The 21,917-nt window shown below is 73.0% G+C and carries 17 protein-coding genes; 2 read left to right on the top strand and 15 right to left on the bottom strand.

Annotated elements, in window-relative coordinates; genetic code table 11:
* Positions 1-68: 68 nt before the first annotated feature.
* The 11 genes from ACI78Q_RS00165 to ACI78Q_RS00115 form a co-directional block, all read right to left on the bottom strand.
* Positions 69-1,397, bottom strand: coding sequence for an acyltransferase family protein (locus ACI78Q_RS00165; protein WP_456921261.1), 1,329 nt, complete (start codon positions 1,395-1,397; stop codon positions 69-71).
* Positions 1,397-2,467, bottom strand: coding sequence for a glycosyl hydrolase family 18 protein (locus ACI78Q_RS00160; RefSeq protein WP_456921260.1), 1,071 nt, complete (start codon positions 2,465-2,467; stop codon positions 1,397-1,399). Before ACI78Q_RS00160 ends, ACI78Q_RS00165 begins: the two co-directional genes overlap by 1 nt.
* A complete protein-coding gene (locus ACI78Q_RS00155) occupies positions 2,467-4,785 on the bottom strand; it encodes a bifunctional polysaccharide deacetylase/glycosyltransferase family 2 protein (protein WP_456921259.1) in 2,319 nt (772 codons plus the stop codon). Before ACI78Q_RS00155 ends, ACI78Q_RS00160 begins: the two co-directional genes overlap by 1 nt.
* A 177-nt stretch (positions 4,786-4,962) precedes the next feature.
* On the bottom strand, positions 4,963-6,807 hold the full coding sequence (locus ACI78Q_RS00150; RefSeq protein ID WP_456921258.1) for a hypothetical protein: 1,845 nt from the start codon (positions 6,805-6,807) through the stop codon (positions 4,963-4,965).
* Positions 6,808-7,086: 279 nt separating this feature from the next.
* Positions 7,087-7,905 carry a hypothetical protein gene (locus ACI78Q_RS00145; RefSeq protein ID WP_456921257.1) on the bottom strand — a complete coding sequence of 273 codons (819 nt, stop codon included), beginning with the start codon at positions 7,903-7,905 and terminating at the stop codon, positions 7,087-7,089.
* 64 nt (positions 7,906-7,969) lie between these two features.
* A complete protein-coding gene (locus ACI78Q_RS00140) occupies positions 7,970-8,131 on the bottom strand; it encodes a hypothetical protein (protein WP_456921256.1) in 162 nt (53 codons plus the stop codon).
* A 69-nt stretch (positions 8,132-8,200) separates the two neighbouring features.
* Positions 8,201-9,670 carry a galactokinase gene (locus ACI78Q_RS00135; protein ID WP_456921255.1) on the bottom strand — a complete coding sequence of 490 codons (1,470 nt, stop codon included), beginning with the start codon at positions 9,668-9,670 and terminating at the stop codon, positions 8,201-8,203.
* Positions 9,667-10,722: a galactose-1-phosphate uridylyltransferase gene (gene galT / locus ACI78Q_RS00130; protein WP_456921254.1), complete on the bottom strand. Its 1,056-nt coding sequence runs from the start codon at positions 10,720-10,722 to the stop codon at positions 9,667-9,669. Before galT ends, ACI78Q_RS00135 begins: the two co-directional genes overlap by 4 nt.
* Before the next feature lie 175 nt (positions 10,723-10,897).
* Complete coding sequence (locus tag ACI78Q_RS00125) at positions 10,898-11,698, bottom strand: hypothetical protein (protein ID WP_456921253.1); 801 nt, start codon at positions 11,696-11,698, stop codon at positions 10,898-10,900.
* The gene (locus ACI78Q_RS00120) at positions 11,685-12,455 is read right to left on the bottom strand and encodes a hypothetical protein (RefSeq protein ID WP_456921252.1); all 771 of its coding nucleotides are present in this window, start codon (positions 12,453-12,455) and stop codon (positions 11,685-11,687) included. Before ACI78Q_RS00120 ends, ACI78Q_RS00125 begins: the two co-directional genes overlap by 14 nt.
* Positions 12,456-12,457: 2 nt before the next feature.
* A complete protein-coding gene (locus ACI78Q_RS00115) occupies positions 12,458-12,994 on the bottom strand; it encodes an NUDIX domain-containing protein (RefSeq protein WP_456921251.1) in 537 nt (178 codons plus the stop codon).
* Between the two features lie 82 nt (positions 12,995-13,076).
* On the opposite strand from ACI78Q_RS00115, the gene galE reads away from it, so the two are divergent.
* Both galE and ACI78Q_RS00105 read left to right on the top strand, forming a co-directional pair.
* Entirely contained in the window at positions 13,077-14,063 is a 987-nt protein-coding gene (galE, locus tag ACI78Q_RS00110; RefSeq protein WP_456921250.1) for a UDP-glucose 4-epimerase GalE, read from the top strand.
* Positions 14,064-14,765: 702 nt separating this feature from the next.
* Positions 14,766-15,836, top strand: coding sequence for an LCP family protein (locus tag ACI78Q_RS00105; RefSeq protein WP_456921249.1), 1,071 nt, complete (start codon positions 14,766-14,768; stop codon positions 15,834-15,836).
* Between the two features lie 414 nt (positions 15,837-16,250).
* Here the strand turns inward: ACI78Q_RS00105 and rfbB are convergent, their stop codons facing one another.
* The 4 genes from rfbB to ACI78Q_RS00085 form a co-directional block, all read right to left on the bottom strand.
* Entirely contained in the window at positions 16,251-17,246 is a 996-nt protein-coding gene (rfbB, locus tag ACI78Q_RS00100; RefSeq protein WP_456921248.1) for a dTDP-glucose 4,6-dehydratase, read from the bottom strand.
* Positions 17,247-17,341: 95 nt separating this feature from the next.
* Complete coding sequence (locus ACI78Q_RS00095) at positions 17,342-18,850, bottom strand: sugar transferase (protein WP_456921247.1); 1,509 nt, start codon at positions 18,848-18,850, stop codon at positions 17,342-17,344.
* A 270-nt stretch (positions 18,851-19,120) separates the two neighbouring features.
* Complete coding sequence (locus ACI78Q_RS00090; protein ID WP_456921246.1) at positions 19,121-20,014, bottom strand: glycosyltransferase family 2 protein; 894 nt, start codon at positions 20,012-20,014, stop codon at positions 19,121-19,123.
* Between the two features lie 13 nt (positions 20,015-20,027).
* Complete coding sequence (locus ACI78Q_RS00085) at positions 20,028-21,917, bottom strand: WecB/TagA/CpsF family glycosyltransferase (protein WP_456921245.1); 1,890 nt, start codon at positions 21,915-21,917, stop codon at positions 20,028-20,030.

The following is a 21,917-nucleotide window of genomic DNA, read 5'->3' as shown; positions in this document are numbered from 1 at the left end:
GTGCACGGCCGGCCACCCCCGTGCTGGCAGGCGCACCCGGGCGGGAGGTCACCGGCGGCGGACGGCGGTCACACCCCGCCCCGCGGTTCGGGCACCGAGACGTCCGGCAGGCTGACCCGGCGCCCGTAGTCGCGCACGAGCCGCGGCAGAGGCACCTCCCCCACCGGCCGCTCCGCCGAGCGTGCGGCCGGCTGCTCGGCGGCCGGCACCTCCCGGGCCACGTTGTCCGAGAAGGACACCCGTGGCCGGGCCGGCAGCGCCTGCGCCACGTTGTCGGCGAAGGTGACCGGCCGCGGCTCGGCCGCGACCGGACGGGGTGCCGGCACCGGGACGGCCGTGCGGACGCGGTCCCACGGCAGCAGCCGCGGCCGCCGCGCCGCCGCGACGTCCTCGACCCACCCGACGGCCAGGACGGCGACGAAGATCAGCGCCCACGCGGTCATGTACTCGACGACCATGCCGCGGGCGTCGTCGGTGTCCCACCCGGAGATCGGGGTGTGGGCCAGGACGACGGGGGCCATCGCGATCGCGACGTTGCCCCACAGGTAGATCGTCATCGCCCGGCTGTTGAACAGCGACACGATCGCACCCAACGTCGGCAGCCGGTCCAGCCAGGTGAACCTCGGGTAGATCCGCAGCAGGATCAGCACGGCACCCAGGCAGTAGGGCATGTTGGCCAGCGGGACGTCGTCGATGTTGTACGTGCCGTACTGCTCCTGGTGCGTGAAGGCGTACCAGAGGCCGATGCCCACCAGCGCGACCCCGGCGAGCAGCGTGCGCTTGAGCGGCAGCGCGCGCAGCTTCCCGTCGTGGTGGGCGAAGCCGATCATCCAGCAGCAGGCGTAGATCGACAGCTCGACGATGTTGTCGTAGGTGCGCCCGCCGAGCTCCACCAGGCCGAGGACGGTCACGATCAGCACGACCGGCGGGACCGCCATCATCCGCAGCGGCCAGCGGCGGAACAGCCACAGCATCGCCGGGCTGAGCAGGATAAACCACAGGTAGACCCGGATGTACCAGAGCGGGACGACCCAGTCGAAGGCGTCGGCGGAGTACGGCGGGTCCGACAGCGGCAGCAGCCACAGCCAGGCGGTGCTCCAGTCGAAGGTGTTGATGCTGCTCTCGACCCGCCAGCCGACGGCGAACATGGCGGCCACGACGACCGCGCCGAACACCCAGAAGGGCGGCAGCAGCCGGCGCACGCGCTTGCGCCAGAACGACCGGGCGGAGCCGGCGCGGTCCAGCGACGCGGCCACCAGCCCCCCGCCGAGGGCGAACATGATGCCCATCGCCGGGAAGGCCATGGGCAGCCAGGCCCAGTCGAACGTGTGATAGGTCATCACACGGATCAGCGCGAACGTCCTCAGGAAGTCGATGTACCGGTCCCGCTGCGCCATCACTGCTCCACCCCCTTGCTCGTAGTGGTCGTCACCGTTCTCCACACCTGCGGGTCCTCCCCGCCGAGACTCCAGATCGCCACGCCGCGCAGCCGCGCCTCGACCGCGATCGCCTGCTTGCGCTGCAGCGAGCGCGCGTCCTCGTACCAGACCGTGTGCTGCTGACCGTCCTGCTCGTAGGCGAAGGTCCACGCGGCGGCGTCGTCGTCCCACCGGGGCTCGGCGCCGACCCGTTCGGCCAGCGCCTCGGCGTCGGTGGCCGCGAGGGAGGTGCCGGTGTCGCCGACCCAGTCGTAGCCGTAGGTGGGCAACCCGAGCATCAGCTTCTCCCTCGGGACGCGGTCGACGGCGTGGTCGACGACGTCCTGCACCCACTCGACCGGGGCGATGGGCCCGGCCTCGCTGGTGCTCCAGTGGTGGTCGTAGGTCATGACCCGCACCTCGTCGACGATCTGCCCGATGACCCGGTAGCTGTAGGCCAGGCCGGTGGGGTCGTCGTCGCTGGTGCGGGCCGGGACGGCGACGGTCAGCTGCAGACCGTGCGCGTCCAGGTCGTCCCGCAGGCCCTCGAGGAACTCGGTGTACTGCGGGCCCGCCGTGGGCGGCAGCGACTCGTAGTCGACGTCGATGCCGTCCCAGTCGTTGGCCACCGCCAGCTCGACCAACTGGGCGCGGTGGTCGGCGGCCCGTGCCGGGTCGGCGAGCAGGTCGGCGGTCGCCTGCCCCTGCCACTCCCCGCCGCTGAAGTTCTGCACGGTCGGGACCAGCAGGACGTCGTCCTCCCCCGCCAGCCGGTCGAGGACCTCGGCCGGCGGCGGGGTGAGCGACAGCGAGCCGTCGGGGGCGACGGCCGCCCAGGTGGGGCTGACCTCGGTCAGCCCGCCCTCGTCCAGTGCGGTCTCGAGCGACCCCGCGGCGCGCTCGTCCCACACCGGCAGCCAGGCAGCGGTGACCAGCGGCTGGGTGCCCGGGAACAGCCGCGGCCGCAGGACGACGGCCCCGACGACGAGGACGACGACCGCGGCGGCGACCGCGAGCCACAGCAGCGGGTCGCGACGGTGGTGGCTCATCACGTGCCCACCGCCACCGGCTGCGGCGCCGCGGCTGTGGCCGTGGCGACCTCGTCCATGTGGGCGGTGCGGGCGAGCTTGCCCCAGCCCAGCCGGATGCCGCGGACCGCCGTCCCCAGCGAGGCGTACAGCAGGTACACCCGCAGCGGCTCGTAGATCAGCCGGTACACCGGCACCATCAGCAGGTGCTCGGCGCGCTCGTCGAGCAGTTTGACCGCGATGACCGCGAGCAGCCCGTAGACCACCGCGAACAGGCCGAAGTAGAGCGCCAGCATGAGCGGGCCCTGATCGGCGAGGGTCTGCACGACGCCCAGCAGGATCAGCGGGGTGAACACCAGCGGGACGACGAGGGTGACCACCGTCATCGGCATGAACAGCATGCCCAGCCAGCCGTAGCGCGGCCGCAGCAGCATGTTCCGGTGCCGCCAGACCGCCTGGATGGTGCCGTACATCCAGCGCACCCGCTGCCTGAGCAGGGCGTCGAGGGTCTCGGGCGCCTCGGTCCAGGCGACCGCCTGGTCGGCCTGCTCTACCTGCCAGCCGTGCTGGTGCAGGGCGAGGGTGAGGTCGCAGTCCTCGGCGAGGGTGGCGTTGTCGTACCCGCCGGCCTCGAGGACGGCGGCCTTGCGCCAGGCCGCGCACGCGCCGGGCACCACCATCACCGCGTTGAGCAGGGCGCCGGCGGCACGCTCGAGCCCGATCTGGGTGACGTACTCCAGCGCCTGCCACCGGGTGATGACGTTGGTGGAGTAGTTGCCCACCTTGATGACGCCGGCGACGGCGCCCACCCGCGGGGAGTGGAACTGCTCCATGAGCCGGGCCACGGTCGTCGGCGTGAACAGGGTGTCGGCGTCCAGCGTGACCACGAACTCGTGCCGGGCCTCGGCGAACCCGTTGTTGAGCGCGGCCCACTTCCCGGCGTTGTCCTGCCGGATGAGCCGCACCCGCTCGTCGCGGTCGGCGACCGAGCGCACCGCGGCGGACGTGCCGTCGGTGCTGCCGTCGTCGACCACGATGATCTCGCCGATCGGGTACTTCGACGCCAGCAGGTAGTCCAGCGTCCGCGCGATCACCTTCTCCTCGTTGAACGCGGCGATGAGCACGCTGACCGGCGGCCGGCCCATGTTCACCGGCCGGATCCGCCGCTTCGCCCGGGCGACGGCGAGGACGGCGTTGAACAGGCCGAAGCCGAGCATGGTGACCAGCGCGACGACGAAGAGGACGTAGAGAAGGTCCGGCGGCAGCACGAACAGCACCTCGGCGCCCCACAGCGCCAACCGGTCCCAGAGGCTGACCGACACCCCCGTGACCGTGTCGATCGAGGGCTGGGACTGCGGCATCGTCGTGAACGAGTAGCCGGCCGCCTTCGCCTCGGCGATGAGGTCCTCGACGTAGGCGATGGTCATCGACCGGTCGCCGCCGGAGTCGTGCAGCAGCATCGTGATGTTGTCCTGGTCGCCCAGGGGCGGCATCTCGATGGGGCCGGGCTCCTCGCCGCTGGCGTGTGCCCAGTCCAGCGTGTCGAAGTCGTGCGAGGCGACCGTGTAGCCCAGCTGCTGGGCCCGGAGGATGCCGGTGGTGTCCTCGCGGACGGTCTCCTCGTCGGGGCTCTCGTACGGCAGCCGGAAGAACGGCGCGGCCTGGCCGGTCTGCGCCCGCATGATCCGGTCGGCGACGGCGAGCTCGAGCTTCTCCCGGAAGGCCGTCGCGTCGCTCACGTCGACGTGGGACAGCGAGTGGTTCCCGAGCGCGTGGCCCTCCCGCACGATCCGCTGCATGATCGCCGGGTTCTTGGCCACCTGCTCGCCGGTCACGAAGAAGGTCGCGGGCACGCCGTTCTCGCTGAGCAGGTCCAGCAGCTGCGGGGTCCAGCGCGGGTCGGGGCCGTCGTCGAAGGTCAGCGAGATCGTCCGGTGGACGTGCGGGCCGTACCCGTAGAACTGCAGGGCGTAGTCGGCGTCGCCGACGGTCCGAAGCTCGTCGCGGTCCAGCCGCCCGACCACCTCGCCGGTGAACGGCTCCTGCGCGTAGGTCTCGCCGTCGGCGCGCAGCACCTCGACCACCCGCACCAGCGGGCCGGCACCGATGATCGGGGCGTCGTCGCCGACGTCCTCCGGCGTGGGGCCGGCGGGGACGGGCGCACCGGCGAGGGTCGGCGCGGCCAGGATCCTCGGGACGGCGACGACCGCGAAGCCGACGGCGAGGAGGAGCAGCGTCAGCAGGACGGCGCGCAGCCGTCGCCAACGCCGCCCGGAGGGGCTGGCGAAGACGGGGATCGTGGCCGTGCCGCGGCCGAGGCCGGGCGTGGATCGCCTCATGGTTCGAAGTCCTTGGGTGCAGGTGTGCGTGCGGGCGTGAGGGGGTTCGGGCGCGACCGTGGGAACGGGTCAGGCGCTCGACGGCGCCGCGCGACGGAGGGCGGGCGCGCCGGAGCACCGGCTGCCCTCGGGCGCGTCGCTCAGGGCGCGCAGGGGATCAGCCGGTCGGGAACCGGGTCAGTCGGGACTGCAGCCCGGGTCGTCGGCACCCCCGACGACCGATCCGGCGATGCCGGAGGAGAGGAGCGCGGCGTGGCTCGCGGGCGGCGCGACCCAGGAGACCGGGAGCACCGCCGCCGGCAGGCCGACCGCATCGTTCTGGCCCCCCGAGCCGGCCGACGACGAGCAGGCGTGCGTTCCGCCCGTGGACGGCGCGCTGGGCGCAGCCGGGGCGGGGGCGACCGGGGGTACCGGCGTGGAGGTCACGGGCGGCGCGACGGGGACGTCCCCGGCGTCGGAGACGCTCGCGGGCACGGTGGCGCGGGCACCGGCCGCCGAGCCGGTACCGACCGCGGCGCTGCCCTTGACGCGCAGGTCGCGGGCCGCGGGCGAGGCGAGCACCTCGGACAGCGGCGTCAGGGACACCACGTCGAGCGGCGGCCCGGCCAGGGGCCCGACCAGCTCCTGGGCGACGCGGTCGAGGACGACGAGCACCGGGACGTCGCCGGTCGCGGGCACGGGCGTACCGGGCGCCGTCGCGTCGGTCGCGGGCTCGGCACCCTTCGCCGGCTTGGGCGTCGAGGACTCGGGCGTCGCGGCGCCGGGCGCCGGCGCGACCGGGGCGGCGCACAGCGGGTCGACGACGGGCGCGGGAGCCGGGTCGGCGGCCGGTGCGGTACCGGGCCCGGGGGGAACGGGGTCGGTCACGGCGCCGAGGAGGGCGGCGGCCGCGGCTCCGGCCGCCGTCGAGCCCGTCGCGTCGGGGGCCGGCGTCACCGGGCACGAGGGAGCAGGGGCCGCCGGCGGAGCGGGCTCGGACGCCGGCGGCTGGTCGGTGGCCGGGAGCGGCTGGACACCGCTCGCGGGCGGGGTGGTGGTGCCGGTGCCCGCGGGCGGCGGCGTGGTGCCGGCGCCCGGCAGCGGGCTGGGGGCGCCGTTGCCCGACGGCGCCTGCGCGCCACTGCCCGAGGGGGTCTGCGAGCCGTTGCCGGAGGGGGTCTGCGAGCCGTTGCCCGCGGGGGCCTGGGTGCCTCCGCCACCGGCGACCGGGGTCGACGGCTCGTCGGTCGGGCACGGCTGCACCTGGCCCAGCGGCAGCTCCGGGAGGACGCCGTCCACGACGTCGCAGACCGGCGCCGCGACGTCCCTGCCCGAGGGCGGGACGACGGGATCGGGCTGCGGCGCCGGCGCGGGGGCGGGCTGCTCGGGCGCGGGGGCAGGCTGCTCGGGCGCGGGAGCGGGATCGGCCGGCGCGGCGGGCGGCGGGCCGGCGGGCAGGGGCACCGACTGCGGCGTGCTGACCGCACCGCCGGCCGACGGCGGGCCGGCATCCCCGGTGTCGGCGGGGGTCTCCGCGGGCGGCGCCGGCGCGGGGGGCTCGACGACCGGGGGCGCGGCGTCCTGGACGGGCGGCGCGGGCGGTGCGGTGTCGGCCGGCGCGACGGCGTCGGTGTCCGCGGCGAGGGTCTCGCGCCCGACGACGCCGTCGGCGGTCAGCCCCTCCGGCGACGCCTCGGCGGCGGACCCAACGTCCCGGACGTCACGCGACGACCGGGCGTCGGCGCGCCATGCGGCGTCGTGCCAGCGGTCGAGGTGGCCGGAGTGGCCGTCCCAGCGGTGCGCGCCGCCGGCGAAGCCGGAGCCGTCCCAGCTGCGGTCGGACCAGCCGTCGGACCCGCTGCTGCGGTGGGCGCCGGGACTCGCCGACGCGGTGTCGGCCATGAGTGCCGACAGGCCGATCAGGAAGAGCCCGGCGAGGAGCGCGCGGGTGGCCCAGGAGGGGCGGCGGAGAGCGGCGGGGACGGCGGAGGGCGGTGACGCGGAGTGACCGCTCGCCTCCTCCTTGCCGCCTGCGCTCAGCACGTCCACTCCCCCGCGCCACATCCGCACGGGCAGCGATGTGGCTGGTGGCAGGCCTCTTGCCCGCATTCACCCAGCAGCGACTGTTCGACGACAGCGTGTGCGGGTCAACCTGTTGGGGTGTGACTCACAGCAAGTTCCGGCGCTGTATCACTGACAGTCACCATACGAGTCGTGAGCGCGTCGAAACACTCAAGTTCCCATACAACAGGCAGCCGGATCGCGCAAGGACACGGCAGCCTGACTCGTTCCTGACGAGGTACCCGTGCGCTCAGTGAGAACTCAGCTACGGGCCGCACCCGGCTGGGACTGCGGAGCATCGAGGGTGGCGGCGTCGGCCTCGCGGCGCAGCACCCACTCGGCGGGCAGGACCAGGCGCGGGGCGACGCCGACGAGCACCGCCACGAGGACCGCGACGCCGGCGAGCGCCTCCCCCGACTCCTCGAGGAAGGTCGCGGTGATCGCCAGCCGGCCGGTGACGGCAGCGGAGACGGCGGAGAGGCCGACCGAGGCCACGGCGTAGCCGGCCAGGCAGCTGAGCACGCGGCGCCGGTCCCGTCGTTCGGCCCGGCTGACGAAGGCGAGCACGGCGATCACGCCGGCGGCGAGCAACACACTCACCCCGACGGCGCCGGGTTCGCCGATCACGCGCTGGAGCCCGACCATCGCTTCGGCATGCACGGTGCTGCCGACCTTCACGACGGCGATGAGAGCCGCCACCACACCGACGGCGAGCCACCAGGTGCGCCGTCCCGGCGAACGGGCGGCGCCGGCGACCGCCGCGACCGCGGCGGCGGCGAACAGGGCGCCGACGAACAGGCGGGGCACGGAGTAGGGGGCGTCCATCGACAGGGCCCGGGCAGTGCTCCCGCTGGCTCCGGTGAGCCGGCCGACGTAGCCGATCGTCTCCAGGACGACGGCGGTGGCGGCCAGGGCGACCCCGACCGGCGGGAGCGGGATGCGGCGGCGCGGCGTCCGCGCGGCGGGGAGGGCGTGCCCGGCGTGGACGTCGGCCACCCGGATGCCGCGGCCCACGACCACGGCCACGATGAGGGCGAACAACACCCAGACGATCAGTCCCCCGACGACCCAGAGCCACACGCCCTGACCATCGGCAGGTCAATGGCGGAACCTGACCGTCCGGTCACCCGATCGGGGAAGACCGTCAGCGTCGCGCGCTGCTGGCCTCCGCCGTGAAGCCCGCGGGCAGGTCGGCGGTCGTCAGCGACGCCGGGACGCCGGAGCGCTCGTCGGCCAGCCGGATGCCCCGGCCCACGACGACGGCGACGACGACCGCGAGCAGCACCCACACGAGAAGAACGCCCACGAGTACCTCCACGTCGACGTGTATCGGCAGTCTGCGTGCCCACCGGTACCGCCGGACCGGACTCCGACGTCAGGCGCCGCCGGCGTCGATCCGGACCGCCCCGAAGGCCATCGCCCCGGACGACGACCCGCCGAGCACCCGGGCCGCGCGCCCGGTCTCTGCCGCGTACCTCCGGGCGACCTCCTCGACGGCGTCCCGCGCGCCGGCGCGGACCAGCACGGCCACCACGCCGCCGCTGCCGCCTCCGGTGATCTTCGCGCCGTACAGGCCGCCGTCGGGCCCCACGGACCGGACCAGCTCCACCAGCCGGTCGGTGCCGCTGGACCCGAGGCCGCAGGCGGAGTAGCTCGCGTGCGACTGGTACATGAGCTCGCCGAGCAGCGCGCGCACCTCCTCGGTCAGGTGCGGGGCGCCGAGCAGCGCCCGGAACAGCCGCACCCGCGCGTGCTCGTGGATCGGGTGTGCCGTCGGCTGGCGGACCGCGTAGCTGGCGCTCGGGTCGACCCGCGTGACGTCGTCCGTGGTGCCGCCGTAGCGCGCGAGGAAGGTGGCGCCGTCCATCTTCTCCGGCACGCGGTCGCGCAGCTCGGACTCCCACAGCGACGGCGGCACGTTGGCGAGGTACCCGTGCCAGAGGGGGTCGTCCACGGCGACCCGCCCGTCGGCCACCTCCCGGACGTCCAGGCCCATGAGGTCGGCGACGACCCGGTAGCCCATGAAGGCGCCCACGCGGACCGCGCCGTAGTCGGAGCCACCCACCTCGTGGCGGATGCCGGAGTCGATGCCCCAGACCTCGATGCCGGCCGGCAGCGGCGCGTGGTCCTGCAGCTCCGCCGGCTGGCAGAGCAGGGCGAGCAGCTCGTCCTCGCGGCCGCAGGCGGCGGTCATCTGGTCCATGACGCCGCACGGGGCGCCGACGATCAGGTTCTCGACCCGCTGGCACAGCAGGGCGAGCTCGCGGCCCTCCAGGTCCACTCCGAGCGCGTCGGCGACGGCGCGCATCGTGGCCACCTCGAGTGCCGCCGACGAGCTGACGCCCTTGCCCGTGGGGACGCTGGAGTCCACGAGCAGCCGCAGCCCGCGGTCGAGGCCAATCCCCTTCTCCCGCCCCAGGACGACGAGGGTGCCGATGACGTAGGCGCCCCAGCGCGTGCGCTCGGACCCGGCGAGCAGCGCGCGGGCCGCGTCGTAGTCCGGCGCCACGCCGTCGGGGGCCAGCTCGTCCAGGGGTACGTGGACCTCCGCGTCGGCGCCGAACTCCGGTGCCGCGGGGCTGCGCACGGTGATCGCGGCGTCGTCGGCCTCCTGGACGGCGACGAGCGTGGCGGCCGCGAGGGGCAGCTCCAGGACCATCGCACCCGAGTAGTCGGCGATGCCGCCCATGACGTCAAGCCGCCCCGGCGCGCGCGCCACGTGGACCGGCCGGGAAGGGACGAAGAACTCCCCGCTCGCGGCGACCGCAGCGGCGCAGCGCTCGAGGTCGGTGCGGTGGGCGTCGCCGCCGTCCTCGCCCGTGCCGCCAGGGTGCGTTCCGCTCATGTGCCCTCCACATCGAGGTAGTGCACGGTCGGCTGCGCGCGGAGCTCCGCCGCCTTCTCCTCCGGTGCCGTGTCGCTCAGGAAGTTGCCACCGCCGCTCTCCGGCCCGCCGAGGAACTTCAGCAGGTTCGGCTGCCGCAGCGGCGGGAGGAAGCCGACGTGGAAGTGGTGGTCGCGGTGGTCCCCACCGTCGGTCGGGGCCTGGTGCAGCGGCATGACGTACGGGAAGGGCCGGCGCCAGAGGTTGTCGAAGCGGACGGTGAGGTCCTTCAGGGCGCGGGCCAGGGACTCGGCCTCGTCGTCGGTGAGCGCGGAGACGTGCGGGACGCTGCGCTTGGGCGCCACGTAGACCTCGTAGGCGTAGCGCGCGAAGTACGGCACGAACGAGATGGCGTGCTCGTCCTCCCACAGCACCCGGCGTCCGTCGGCCTGCTCGGCTGCGATGACGTCGGCGAACAGGCCGCGGCCGGTCTCGCGGGCGTACCGCCGCTGCGCCTCGAGCTCGCCGTCGAAGGTCTTCCAGGTGAAGTTGGTGGCGTACACCTGCCCGTGCGGGTGCGGGTTGGAGACGCCGACGGCCTCCCCCCGGTTCTCGAACACGAGCACCTGCCGCACCCCGGGCCGGGCACCGAGGTCGCAGGTCTCCCGCCGCCACGCGTCGACGACGGCGGCGACCGCGGGCAGCCGCATCCGGGCGAGGGTGAGGTTGTGACGCGGGTCGTAACAGATGACCCGCGCGACGCCGGTCGCCGGCTGGACGCGGTAGGGCGGCGGCGGCACCTCGAGGTCGGTGGGCGCGTCCGGGCCGATGGCCGGGTGGTCGTTGTCGAAGACGTGCACGCCCCGGTAGTCGGGGTTGGTCGCCCCGGAGACGCGGGTGTTGCGCGGGCAGAGGTAGCAGTCGGCGACGTACTCGGGGACGCGGTCGTGCTGGGCCGCGGTGGTCTGCCCCTGCCAGGGGCGGCCCTGGCGGTGCGCGGCGACGATCACCCACTCTTCTCGGAGGGGGTGCCAGCGCTGCTCCCAGACCGGCCGCCGCGTCGACGGGCTCACACGGACCGCTCTCGCGGGCGCGCCGGACCCCTCGACGTGCTCGTCACGCTCGCATTCACCGCTTCCCACGTCCCGCGACCCGGCGCTCCTCCCCGCCGTGCGACGGCCCGGCGGCCAGTCGATCATGGCCGAAGTCGCCGTCGGCCGCGCGTCGTCGCCGCGCGGCCGGGGGTCCTCAGCGCACGACCTCCAGCCAGGTGCGGTCGTCGAAGCTGACCAGCCCGGGGCCCAGGCCCTTGGTGGCGGGCGGGTCGGCGATCATGAGCGGGTCCTCGCGCAGCCGCTGGGCGAGCAGCTGCTCGGACTCCTCGAGCGTGCCGCCGAGGGCGGGGTAGCCGTCGGTCGCCAGCACCACCCGGCGCCAGTCCGCAGGCAGGGAGATGACGCGCAGCAGCCGGTCGGGCACGGGGCGGCCGTCGAGCCGGCCGAAGACGAGGGGGTCGTCCCGGTCGAGGTTGGTGAGCAGGTGCTCGCTGGCGAGCAGGGGCAGGATCATGGCCCGCCCGGGGTCGTGCTCGAGGAGCTCGGCGAGGCCGGTCCGTTCCAGCTGCGTGCGCAGGAGGGCGGCCCGGGCGCGGGCACCCCGGCGCTCCACCTCGTGGCCGAAGCGGGTGGCCTCCCCGTCGCAGGAGGCCCAGCCGTCGCCGACGACCCAGATCTCGTCGCGGTGCACCGACAGCAGCTGCACGCTCGCAGAGGGCAGCTCGGCGACGTCGGACGACGTCCCGAGGGCGGCCAGCGCCCGGGTGAGGACATCGACCGCCTCGCGCGCGCCGACGGTCGGTGGCAGCCCGCGGATGGCCGCCGCGACCGCCTGCGACGCCCGCCGTCCGGGCGACTCGCCACCGGCGACCGGGTGCTTGGCGGTCGCGCCGTCGACGACCGCGAAGAAGTGCTCGGTGACGACGACGGCGTCCTCGTTGCGCGCCGGGTCGTCGTACTTGCCGCGCGTGGCGACGACCTCAGCGGTCGGCATAGTCGACCGCCAGGTGCACCTGGGGCGTGCGGATGCCGCGCGCGGGGGTGCCGATCAGCCGGGCCCGGACGACGTAGGCCGCGGTGTCCTTCGCCTTGGCGAGCACCTTGGTGTTGGCCACCAGCCACTCGGCGGCCGCCTGCGTGCCGTAGGTGGAGGTGCCGGCGATCATCCACATCCGCCCGGGAGAGGTGTCGACGAGGACGTTCCGGTGCCGTAACACCATCCCGTAGGCCCAGTCCCCCTCGTCGGCCGTGTCGAGCACCACCGGCTCCTGGCCGGGCGGCGCCCAGTGGATGCGGCTGTCCACCGGGCCGCTGCCGTCGGCTCGCGGGGCGTCGCACATGTACACCGGCAGACCCTGGACCTCGCAGACCTTCGCGGCGACCGCGTTCGTGCGGGGGCCGCCGAGCAGGATCACGTCGCCCTCCTCCTCCTCGGGGCCGGCGTTGGCAGAGAGCACGACCATGTCGGGGGCGAGGGCCGAGCCGTAGGCGCGGATCAGGGACGGCGCGAGCAGCGCGACCCCGCGCAGCTGACCCACCCCCGTGCCGAGGCGGACCTTCCCGGTGATGTGCCGCGGGGTCTCGCTGGTGGAGACGATGACGGTGAGGTGCTTCGGGTCCCTCAGCCGCCAGAGCCGGCGGGCCGGCAGCCACTCCCTGGCCCTCAGGTAGCTGACCGTGGCCGCGCTGGAGAGCCCACCGGCGACCATGCCGCTGACGAGGTTGGCGGCGACGTCGTCGACGAAGGCCACGCTCAGACCCCCAGCCGCCGGGCGGCCAGCAGCAGCCCGATGATCGACTTGGCGTCCTGCACGTCGCCCCGGGCGATGAGGCCGTCGACGTCGGCGAGGTCGACGTACTGGACCTGCGACGTCGACTCCTCCTCCGCGTCGAGGTCGCGGGGGGTGTCCGTCAGGTCCTCGGCGAGGAACAGCAGCGTCCGCTGACTGCAGTGGCCGGGTGAGTTGAGGAAGCTGCCGAGGGGCGTGACGGCGGCCGCGCGCACGCCCACCTCCTGCTCCAGCTCCCGGACCGCGGCGGACGACGGCTCGCCGTCAGTGGCGTCGATGCGCCCCCCGGGGAGTTCGAGGTTGTCGGCGTCGATGGCCGCGCGGTACTGGCGGATCAGCGGGACCCGGCGGTCGGAGGTGACGGCGACGGTCGCCACGGTCGGCTCGTGCCGGGCCCAGGAGCGGCCGAACGTGGCGCCGTCCGACCTGGTGACGGTCGAGTCGACGACGTCGAAGTTGAACCGTTCGCAGACCACCCGGTCGGAGGAGCGTTCGTACACCCTGACGGACTCTAGGGCCGCCGCTCCGTGGTCCCCCGTCGACGCTCCGTCATGGTGTCGGTCCGACCGATAGCCTCCGGTCATGGCGGGAACGACCTGGCTGGTCACCGGCGGTGCCGGGTACATCGGTGCACACGTCGTCCGCGCGCTGCTGGCCTCGGGCCGGGACGCCGTGGTCGTCGACGACCTCTCCACCGGGCTGACCTGCCGCGTGCCCGACGGCGTGGAGTTCGCCGAGGGGTCGGTGCTCGACACGGGGTTCCTCGCCGACGTCATCCGCCGGACCGCGCCCGCCGGGGTGGTCCACGCGGCCGGCAAGAAGTTCCCGACGGAGTCGGTGGCCGATCCGCTGCTGTACGCCCGGGTGAACGCCGGCGGGGTGGTCAGCCTGCTGGAGGCGATGCGCGCGACCGGGGTGTCGCGGGTGGTGTTCTCCTCCAGCTGCTCGGTGTACGGGACGCCGTCGGTCGACGTCGTCGACGAGGACGCCGCCACGCGGCCGGAGAGCCCGTACGGGGAGTCCAAGCTCTACGGCGAGCGCGTGCTCACCGCGGCTGGGGCGGCGTACGGGACGGGCGTGGTGAACCTGCGCTACTTCAACGTGGTGGGCGCCGCCGCCCCGGAGCTGCAGGACACCGGCGCCTACAACCTCGTGCCGCTGGTGTTCCAGGCACTGCGCCGCGGGACGCCCGCCACGGTCTACGGCGGGGACTACCCCACGCCGGACGGCACCTGCATCCGCGACTACACCGACGTCGAGGACCTCGCCGAGGCCCACGTGGCCGCCGCCGCGGCGCTGGAGGAGCGGCCGCGGATCGCGACGTACAACGTCGGCCGCGGGGTGGGCAGCAGCGTTCTAGATGTGCTGGAGACCATCGCCGCGGTCATCGGCCGCCCGGTGCCGCACGAGGTGGTGGCGCGCCGGCCGGGCGACCCGGGGCACGTCGTCAGCCGCGTCGACCGGATCGCCGCCGAGCTCGGATGGACGGCGAAGCGGGAGCTGCTTGACATGGTGCGCAGCGCGTGGGCCGCCGAGCAGGGGGCGCCCGGACTGCTGGACGCCTCCTGAAAGGCCTCAGAGCCCGGGGCGGACGACCCCGCAGCGACAGGCATAGAGGCTGGAGCCGCTGAAGGCGTCGTCACCCGCCCAGGAGAAGCGGTGCCACCGACACGGACGGGGGACACCCTGGTCGCCCGTCCGGGGACGACGGCCGACGAGCCGGACCAGCGCGATCACGGTACGCAGTCTGCCCGGCTTTGCGACCGAGCGGAATGGTGGCGTACTCGTCCGTCACACCGTCACAGGCCCGTCGCGCCTCCCCGACGTTGGGGGCGGACAAGAGATCGTCTGTTCGGTTGACTCAGCGCTGCGGGGTGCCGTCTGTCTGCGCGCACACCGGGGTGATCTGGGGGGCACATGCACTGGGTGGCGATCGTCGGGCTCGGATGGCTGTTGCTCGCAGTCGCGGGCGCCGTGGTCATCGGCCGGTCCATCCGCACCGCCGAACAGCGCGAGATCCGGGCCGCCGCCGTTCCCCACCCCCTCCGGGCGTCCCGCAGCTCCGCGGGGGCCTCACGCCGGGCGTCGGCGCCCCGCGCCGTCTCGGGCTGCCTCTCGCCGGTCGACCGGTCACCGTCGTCGTGGGAGAACGAGACGACCTGACGGTCCGGCGGGCCGGCTGACCGGCCTCACCCGTACGGGTGGCACCGCCGTCGCGTCCACCGTCCGCGTCCGTACATTCGGGCGAGTTGCTTGGTGGACGGGGGCCCCATGAGCACTGAGGTGAGTGCGCCGGAACGACAGACCGCCGAGAGCGACGAGCCGACGTCACGGCGACGTCGCGCGCTGCGCCGGGTGCTGATCAGCCTCGGCGTCCTCGGCCTGGTACTGGTCCTGCTCGTCGGCGGCAGCCTCTGGTATCTCACGGACCGGTACGCCGGCAACATCGACCGGGTCTCCGGCGTCTTCGCCAACCTCGACGAGCAGGCGCGCCCGGCGCCGGCGACACCGGTCGAGCAGACCGGCGAGGAACCGGTCACGTTCCTGCTGGTCGGCTCAGACACCCGGGCGACCGCCGACGAGGGCGTCGCCGCGGGTGGACGCTCGGACGCGATCATGCTCGTCCGCTTCACGGGCGATCGGCAGCACGCGCAGCTGATCTCCATCCCGCGGGACTCGTGGGTGGACATCCCCGGGCACGGCAAGGACAAGATCAACGCCGCGTACGCGTTCGGCGGGCCGTCGCTGCTCGTCCAGACCGTCGAGCATCTCACCGCCGTCCGGATCGACCACTACGTGGCCATCGACTTCCAGGGCCTCGTCCAGGTCACCGACGACCTGGGCGGGGTGGACGTCGTCGTCGCGGAGACGACGAGCAACGGGCCGTACACCTTCCGCACCGGCGTGAATCACCTCGACGGCGACCAGGCCCGCTGGTACCTGGGACAGCGCTACGGCCTTGCCGGCGGCGACTTCGACCGCGTGAAGCGTCAGCAGCAGTACTTGCGGTCGGTGTTCGCCCAGCTGTCCAGCTCGGACACGTTCACCGACCCCGGCCGCCTGGACGCTGCCCTGCTCGTCGTGACCAGCGCCGTCGCGGTTGACGGCGAGCTGGGCAACGGCGACATGCTCGCGCTGGCCTACTCCCTGCGCGAGCTCGAGCCGGATGACGTCGAGTTCTTCACCGCGCCCGTTCTCGGCACCGGCACGGAGGGCGCCGCGAGCGTCGTCTACCTGGACGACGTGGCGTGCGAGCGGATGTGGACCTATCTGCGGAACGACTCGCTGGCGCTCAACGCGGCGGAGTTCGCCGACGAGGCGCTGCCCGACGTCCCGCGCTGACCGGCTGCCGCGCGACTCAACGGCCACCGACCCACCAGCCGTCCCAGACGTCCCAGCTGTTGCGGCGGCTGACACCTTTCCGCAGGTCCACGCGACACCATCGTCGGGTGATGTTCCTCGTGGGGTCCACCTGGCTCGCCCTCAACATCTGGGTGGCCGAACACGGTCCCGCACTCGCAGTGGCAGCGCTCTGCGTCGCTGAGCCCGTGCGCCTCCGACGGAGGCAGCACGCCTGACGGGTGCCCCGGACCGACGACAGTCCTGTCCCACGCCATCGGGTGGGCACTCCGCGAGAACCGAGTGCGATCAGCGCCATCCGCCCCTAGCGTCGACCTGTGCGTCTTCTCTTGAGCCGACGGGATGGCCCGGCGCCGGCCCGGCCGAGCTCGCCCGTGGCGCCGACGACGACCGCGCTCACTGCCCACGGGCCACGTAAGCGGCCTCGACGGCGTCCTTGAGCGGGCGCCACCAGGCCTCGTTGGACCGGTACCAGTCGATCGTCGCAGCCAGGCCGCCCTCGAAGTCCGTGTAGCGGGGTTTCCAGCCCAGCTCCTCGCGGAGCTTGCTCGTGTCGATGGCGTACCGGAGGTCATGGCCGGCCCGGTCCACCACGTGGTCGAACTCGTCGGCCGGCTGTCCCAGCTGCTCGACGATCAGGGACAGCACCTCACGGTTGGAGCGCTCACCGTCGGCACCGATGAGGTAGGTCTCACCTGACCGGCCGCCGTCGAGGACGGCGTGGACGCCCGAGTTGTGGTCGTCGACGTGGATCCAGTCGCGGACGTTGAGGCCCTCGCCGTAGAGCTTGGGCCGACGCCCCGACAGGACGTTGGTGATCTGCCGCGGGATGAACTTCTCCACGTGCTGGAACGGCCCGTAGTTGTTCGAGCAGTTGGAGATCGTGGCCTGGACGCCGAAGGAGCGGACCCACGCACGGACCAGTAGGTCGGAGGACGCCTTCGTCGACGAGTACGGGCTGGACGGGTTGTACGGCGTCTCGGGAGTGAACTTGGCAGGGTCGTCGAGCTCCAGGTCCCCGTAGACCTCGTCGGTCGAGATGTGGTGGAGCCGGACGCCGTGACGCCGCACCGCCTCGAGCAGCGTGTACGTGCCGATGACATTGGTCTGCAGGAACGGGGACGGGTCGGCCAGCGAGTTGTCGTTGTGGCTCTCCGCGGCGAAGTGGACGACCACGTCGGACCGGCCCACCAGGTAGTCGACTAGGGGGGCGTCGGCCACCGATCCTCGGACGAAGTCGATGCGGTCCCGCACGCCGGCCAGCGAGGCCTCGTTCCCTGCGTAGGTGAGCGCGTCGAGCACGGTGAGCGCGTACTCCGGCCGCTCCCGGAGCGTGTGGTGGACGAAGTTGGCGCCGATGAACCCGGCACCGCCGGTCACGAGGAGTCGCACGTCTCCAGTCTCCTGCAGGTCACCCAGCTCACGCCGGGACGGGGTGGCGAGGGCTCGGTCGCCGGGCGGCGCCGGGACAGCCGGTCGATGGACGGTCAGTACGCGCCGCCCCCGCGGAGGACGGCACCGACCGTCTTCCACAGGATCATGAGGTCGAACGTCAGCGACCAGTTCTCGACATACCGGACGTCGATGCGCACGGAGTCGTCCCAGGACAGGTCGGAGCGACCGCTCACCTGCCAGAGGCCGGTGAGGCCGGGTTTGACCAGGAACCGCCGGTGCATGTCGAAGCCGTACCGCTCGACCTCCGACTGCAGCGGTGGCCGGGGACCGACGAGGGACATGTCGCCCTTGAGGACGTTGACCAGCTGGGGCAGCTCGTCGAGCGAGTAGCGCCGCAGGACTCTGCCGACGCGCGTGATGCGGGGGTCGTCCTTCTTCTTGAAGAGGACGCCGTTGCCGTCGCTCTGCTCGGCCAGCTCGTCCACCATCCGGTCCGCGCCCACGACCATGCTGCGGAACTTGAGCATCCCGAACGTGTGGCCGTCCCGGCCCACGCGCTCCTGCCTGAAGAGGACCGGCCCTCGGCTCGTCAGCTTGATGGCCGCGGCGATCCCGAGGAAGACGGGGGACAGCAGGAGCAGCCCGATCACCGCGGCGGCACCGTCGACGAGGTCCTTGGTCAGCCGGCGGACGCCGCGCAGCTCCGGGCGCTCCATGTGCAGCAGTGGCAGGCCGCTCACCGGACGGATGCGGACGCGTGGGCCGACGATATCGGTGACCGCCGGCGCCAACAGCAGCTCCGCGGCCGTGTCCTCCAGCTCCCAGCCGAGTCGGCGCAGTGCCGGCCCGTCCAGTTCCGGGCACGGGAGCACGGCGACGGTGTCGACCTCGTAGCGGCGGACGACGTCCGCGACCTCGTCCAGGGTGCCGAGCACCGGCAGCCCGTTGAAGGCGTCGGCGGTGGCGTCACGCGGGTCGAGCGGCAGGCAGCACCCGATGACCCGGTAGCCGTGGTAGGCCTCCCGCTGGATCTGGTCGTCCAGGGCGGCCACGGCGCTGCGGTGCCCGGCGAGAAGCGTGGTCTGCTGGTAGCTGCCCCGGTCGCGCTCGCGGTGGAGCCACTGCCGGTGGATGTAGCGCTGCAGCAGGGTGAGCAGCGCGGCCAACGGGAGGGCGACGACCACGAATCCGCGGGCCACCTCGAGCTTGAGCGCCCAGGAGACGGTCCCGACTGCAGCAAGCATCATGACCGCCGCGCCGGAGACGCGGCGGAACTCCTCGGCGCCGACCCAGAGGAATCGCTTCTCGTAAGCCCGGGCGACCAGCATGGCCAGGATCCAGACCAGCGGCAGGACCGCGATGACCACCAGGGAAGCCGCCGCGGCCTCGGCACCGGGCGCAGCGAAGCGAGCCAGGTAGCCGACCAGTCCCGCCGCCGCGGCGCAGGTCGCGTCCCCGATGACGGTCCGCCGGACGTACCCCGCCTGCCACGCGCGCCGGGCCTCCGTCCCCTCACCCCGGAGACGGGACGTGAAGGCCGCCCAGCCACGGGCAGAGTCCTGAGCGTCGCGCCGGCCCGCGCCGTCACGCACGTCGAGCATCGAGATGACCGGACCCCCGTGAGACCGTACTGCGCACATGTCCGTGCGCCGAGAACGAGCCAGGATTCCCGGGAACTTCAGCGTTCAACCGGTGCCATGAAACTACCCGGTATCGCTCGACTGCGGCAGTGTGTCTCGGCTCACGTGCCGGGAGAGGCGGGCCCGTGGCCTCCGGGTCCGAGCAGGTCATCCGAGCCGTACGCATCCGCCGTCGAGCAGCATCTGGGTGCGGCCGTCGGGCCCGTCCTGTCGGGCCTCGGTCGTCCGGGGTCAGAGACGACGCTGACCCGTGCGGCCGCGTACACCGTCCAGCAAGCCGAGCACCGTGGCGCGGACCTTGCGCCAGCGCCAGTCCCTCTCTCTGAGCGCCCGCGCGATCAACCTGAGGACGGCCAGGCCGCCGAGTCCGGACAGCAGGCGTCGCAGACCGACGATCGGGCGCAACACCAGGATCCGGTTCCGCTGCATGTAGTAGTAGTAGGCGACGCTGCGGCCGCTACCGCTGCTCGAGCCCCCTTCCTCGTGCCAGATCGTCGCGTCACCCACGAGGCCCAATCGCTTCGACCGAGCCGCCGCCCGGAGAGAGAACTCGGCATCTTCCCAATACAGGAAGAGGTCTTCACGGAATCCTCCGATGGCACGCCAGGTACGTCCCGACATGGCCGGCGCGGCCCCGGTGATGAAGGAGATGGCCCGGTCCCCTCCCGCGGCACGGTGGGAGCGGCCGAGGTCGCAGTGGACGGTCTCACCTCGACGGAGGTCGATCTCCCCGCCGCCGAACCAGATGACCGGCTCCTCCTCCGCACCGGAGTAGATGGTCGGAGTCACGACATCGAACCGGCCGTCGGACAATGCGCGCGACAACGCCTGCAGAGCGCCGTCGTGCACCCGGGTGTCGGGATTCAGGACGACGAACAAGTCGTCGTCCTCAGGGGCGAGGTGATCGACCCCGAGATTGACGCCGGCACCGAAACCCACGTTCGTCGCGGACCAGACGGCATGGACGCGCGGGTCTGCTGCGATCACCTCGGTGAGTCGCTCGCGGTCCGCGGTGGAGGAGTCGTTGTCCACCACGACGATCCGGCCCACGGTGGCGCCGGTGAGGGATCCGATGCAGTTCGCCACGTAGGACGCCGCGTTGTAGTTGACGATCACCACGTCCATCGGGACCACCGGGTCATGCTCGGATGTCATCGATCCCGTGCACCGGGGTGTTGGTCATCAGGGCCCGCACGAGGAAGGGCACCCCTTCGAGGAAGTAGCGACGGAAGAGCCGCCGCGGTTCCTGCACGAATCGGAAGAGCCACTCGAGACCCAGTCGACCGAGCGGCGAAGGAACGAGTCGCTTGACGCCCGTCAGCATGTCGACCGACCCGCCGACGCCGATGATGGCGGCACGAAGCCCCCTTTGCCGCAGCGCGTGCGCGACCAGTTCACCGGCCGGCGGGGTCACTGCCACGAAGACGATCTCGGCCCGAGCCTCTCCGATCTCCTCGACCAGGAGGTCGGCGTCCCACTCGCTCCACCAGCCGTGCTCTCGTAGGACCAGGTGGCCCCCCGCGTCTTCCACGATCTCCTGGAAGGCGATCCCCGTGCTCTCGGCGGCCCCGAGCAACGCCACGCGCCGCCCTGCCAGGGCGCCACTGCGCACGGCATCGTGGAGGAATCCGGAACCGGTGACGCGCTCCACGCGGACGCCTCGCCGCCACAGCATCAGCTGGACCGGCCAGCCGTCGGCCGTCAGGCGGTCGGCACCGGCGAGTGCCGACCGGAAACCCGAGTGGACCGATGCGAGCTGGAGGTGCTGGAGGTTCACGGTCTGCACCCGCACCGGCCGAGGACCGTCGAAGACCACGGCGTGCAACTCCGCGCAATCCCGGACGAACCGTCCCCTGGTCCCGTCGGGTGCACGCTGTCCCCGTCGGCGGCCGGTCTTCGCAGCAGCCATCAGCGCGGGGCCGAAGGTGGTCACGGGGACCGCTCCAGCGGGACGGTCCTCGGGCAGCGGCGTACTGCGATGGGAGAAGAACTCGATGATCTGGCCGGCCATCTCCTCGGGGGTGTCCCCGGGCCAGGCGCCGTGGACCACGCCGGCGTCGTCGAGCAGCGCTCTGGGCGCCACGACGTCCACCCCGCGCTCGAGCGCCTCGAGCATCTTGACGCTGACGCCCGTACTGGGCCCGGTACGCGGCACGACAACGGCGTCGACGCGGTCGTAGAAGGTCCGGACGTCATCGATCACCCCAAGGGCCTCCACCCCGGGACCTGCGAGAGCCTCCGATCCCCGGCCGGCCAGGACGACCTGCAGTGCGTCCCGCAGAGCCGGCTCGCGCCGACCCACTTCGGGCATCACGTCGTCCATCAGCGCCCGCAGCGCGGTGGCGTTGGGCGGCCAGCGCAGGTTGCCGATGAAGCCGATGCCGTTCCTCCGCGGACGTTCGACCGGACGCGGCCCGGGCTCCTGACCGACCAGAGACAGGTGCTCCGCGTCGATCCCCCATTCCCGAAGGCGCAGGACGTCGGAGCGGGACAGGGCCAGGACGTGACCCGCGCGGCTGAGCAGTCGTCGCTCGGCTCCTTCGGTGCGAGCCGCGTTGCGGAACAGGCGCAGGGCCGCGGGGTCGTACCGCTGGGCGATGACCGTGTCGACGTTGTGAGCGATGTGCAGGTCGGGCCAGACGTCGGCGTCCTCGGCCATCAGCAGAGCCGGCCACTGGCTGGTGACCAGGAGGTCATATCCCCCGTCGGCGATCATGTACCGCACGTGCTGGACGGCCTCGAGCCAGCCTCGATGGAAGCGGAACTTGGCCTCCTGATACGCCTCTCTCCGCCGCGCAATCCGCAGGAGGACGCGCGTCTGGTTCACGCGGGAGTCCTGCACCGAGACGGGGACTCGCCGGACATGCCCAGCGGGCTGGAGGACCTCCACGACGTCCACGGTCACGCCGTCAGGCACCTGATCGAGGATCCTGCGATCCACCCAACTGGCCCCGCCCAGGTCACTGCGGGCGGGGTCATAGGTGGTGAGGTAGAGGACCCTCAACTGCTCCTCCTCGACGACGTTCAT

The sequence above is a fragment of the Geodermatophilus sp. SYSU D00705 genome (assembly GCF_054050135.1).
Note: the sequence above shows the minus strand (reverse complement) of the source record. Positions and strands in the feature narration are given on the sequence as shown.

What these genes read in the sequence shown, in the direction of transcription:
- ACI78Q_RS00165 (WP_456921261.1), bottom strand. Translation starts at nt 1,397, where the DNA reads ATGGCGCAGCGGGACCGGTACATCGACTTCCTGAGGACGTTCGCGCTG.
- ACI78Q_RS00160 (WP_456921260.1), bottom strand. Translation starts at nt 2,467, where the DNA reads ATGAGCCACCACCGTCGCGACCCGCTGCTGTGGCTCGCGGTCGCCGCC.
- ACI78Q_RS00155 (WP_456921259.1), bottom strand. Translation starts at nt 4,785, where the DNA reads ATGAGGCGATCCACGCCCGGCCTCGGCCGCGGCACGGCCACGATCCCC.
- ACI78Q_RS00135 (WP_456921255.1), bottom strand. Translation starts at nt 9,670, where the DNA reads ATGAGCGGAACGCACCCTGGCGGCACGGGCGAGGACGGCGGCGACGCC.
- ACI78Q_RS00125 (WP_456921253.1), bottom strand. Translation starts at nt 11,698, where the DNA reads ATGCCGACCGCTGAGGTCGTCGCCACGCGCGGCAAGTACGACGACCCG.
- galE (WP_456921250.1), top strand. Translation starts at nt 13,077, where the DNA reads ATGGCGGGAACGACCTGGCTGGTCACCGGCGGTGCCGGGTACATCGGT.
- ACI78Q_RS00105 (WP_456921249.1), top strand. Translation starts at nt 14,766, where the DNA reads ATGAGCACTGAGGTGAGTGCGCCGGAACGACAGACCGCCGAGAGCGAC.
- ACI78Q_RS00095 (WP_456921247.1), bottom strand. Translation starts at nt 18,850, where the DNA reads ATGCTCGACGTGCGTGACGGCGCGGGCCGGCGCGACGCTCAGGACTCT.
- ACI78Q_RS00090 (WP_456921246.1), bottom strand. Translation starts at nt 20,014, where the DNA reads ATGGACGTGGTGATCGTCAACTACAACGCGGCGTCCTACGTGGCGAAC.
- ACI78Q_RS00085 (WP_456921245.1), bottom strand. Translation starts at nt 21,917, where the DNA reads ATGAACGTCGTCGAGGAGGAGCAGTTGAGGGTCCTCTACCTCACCACC.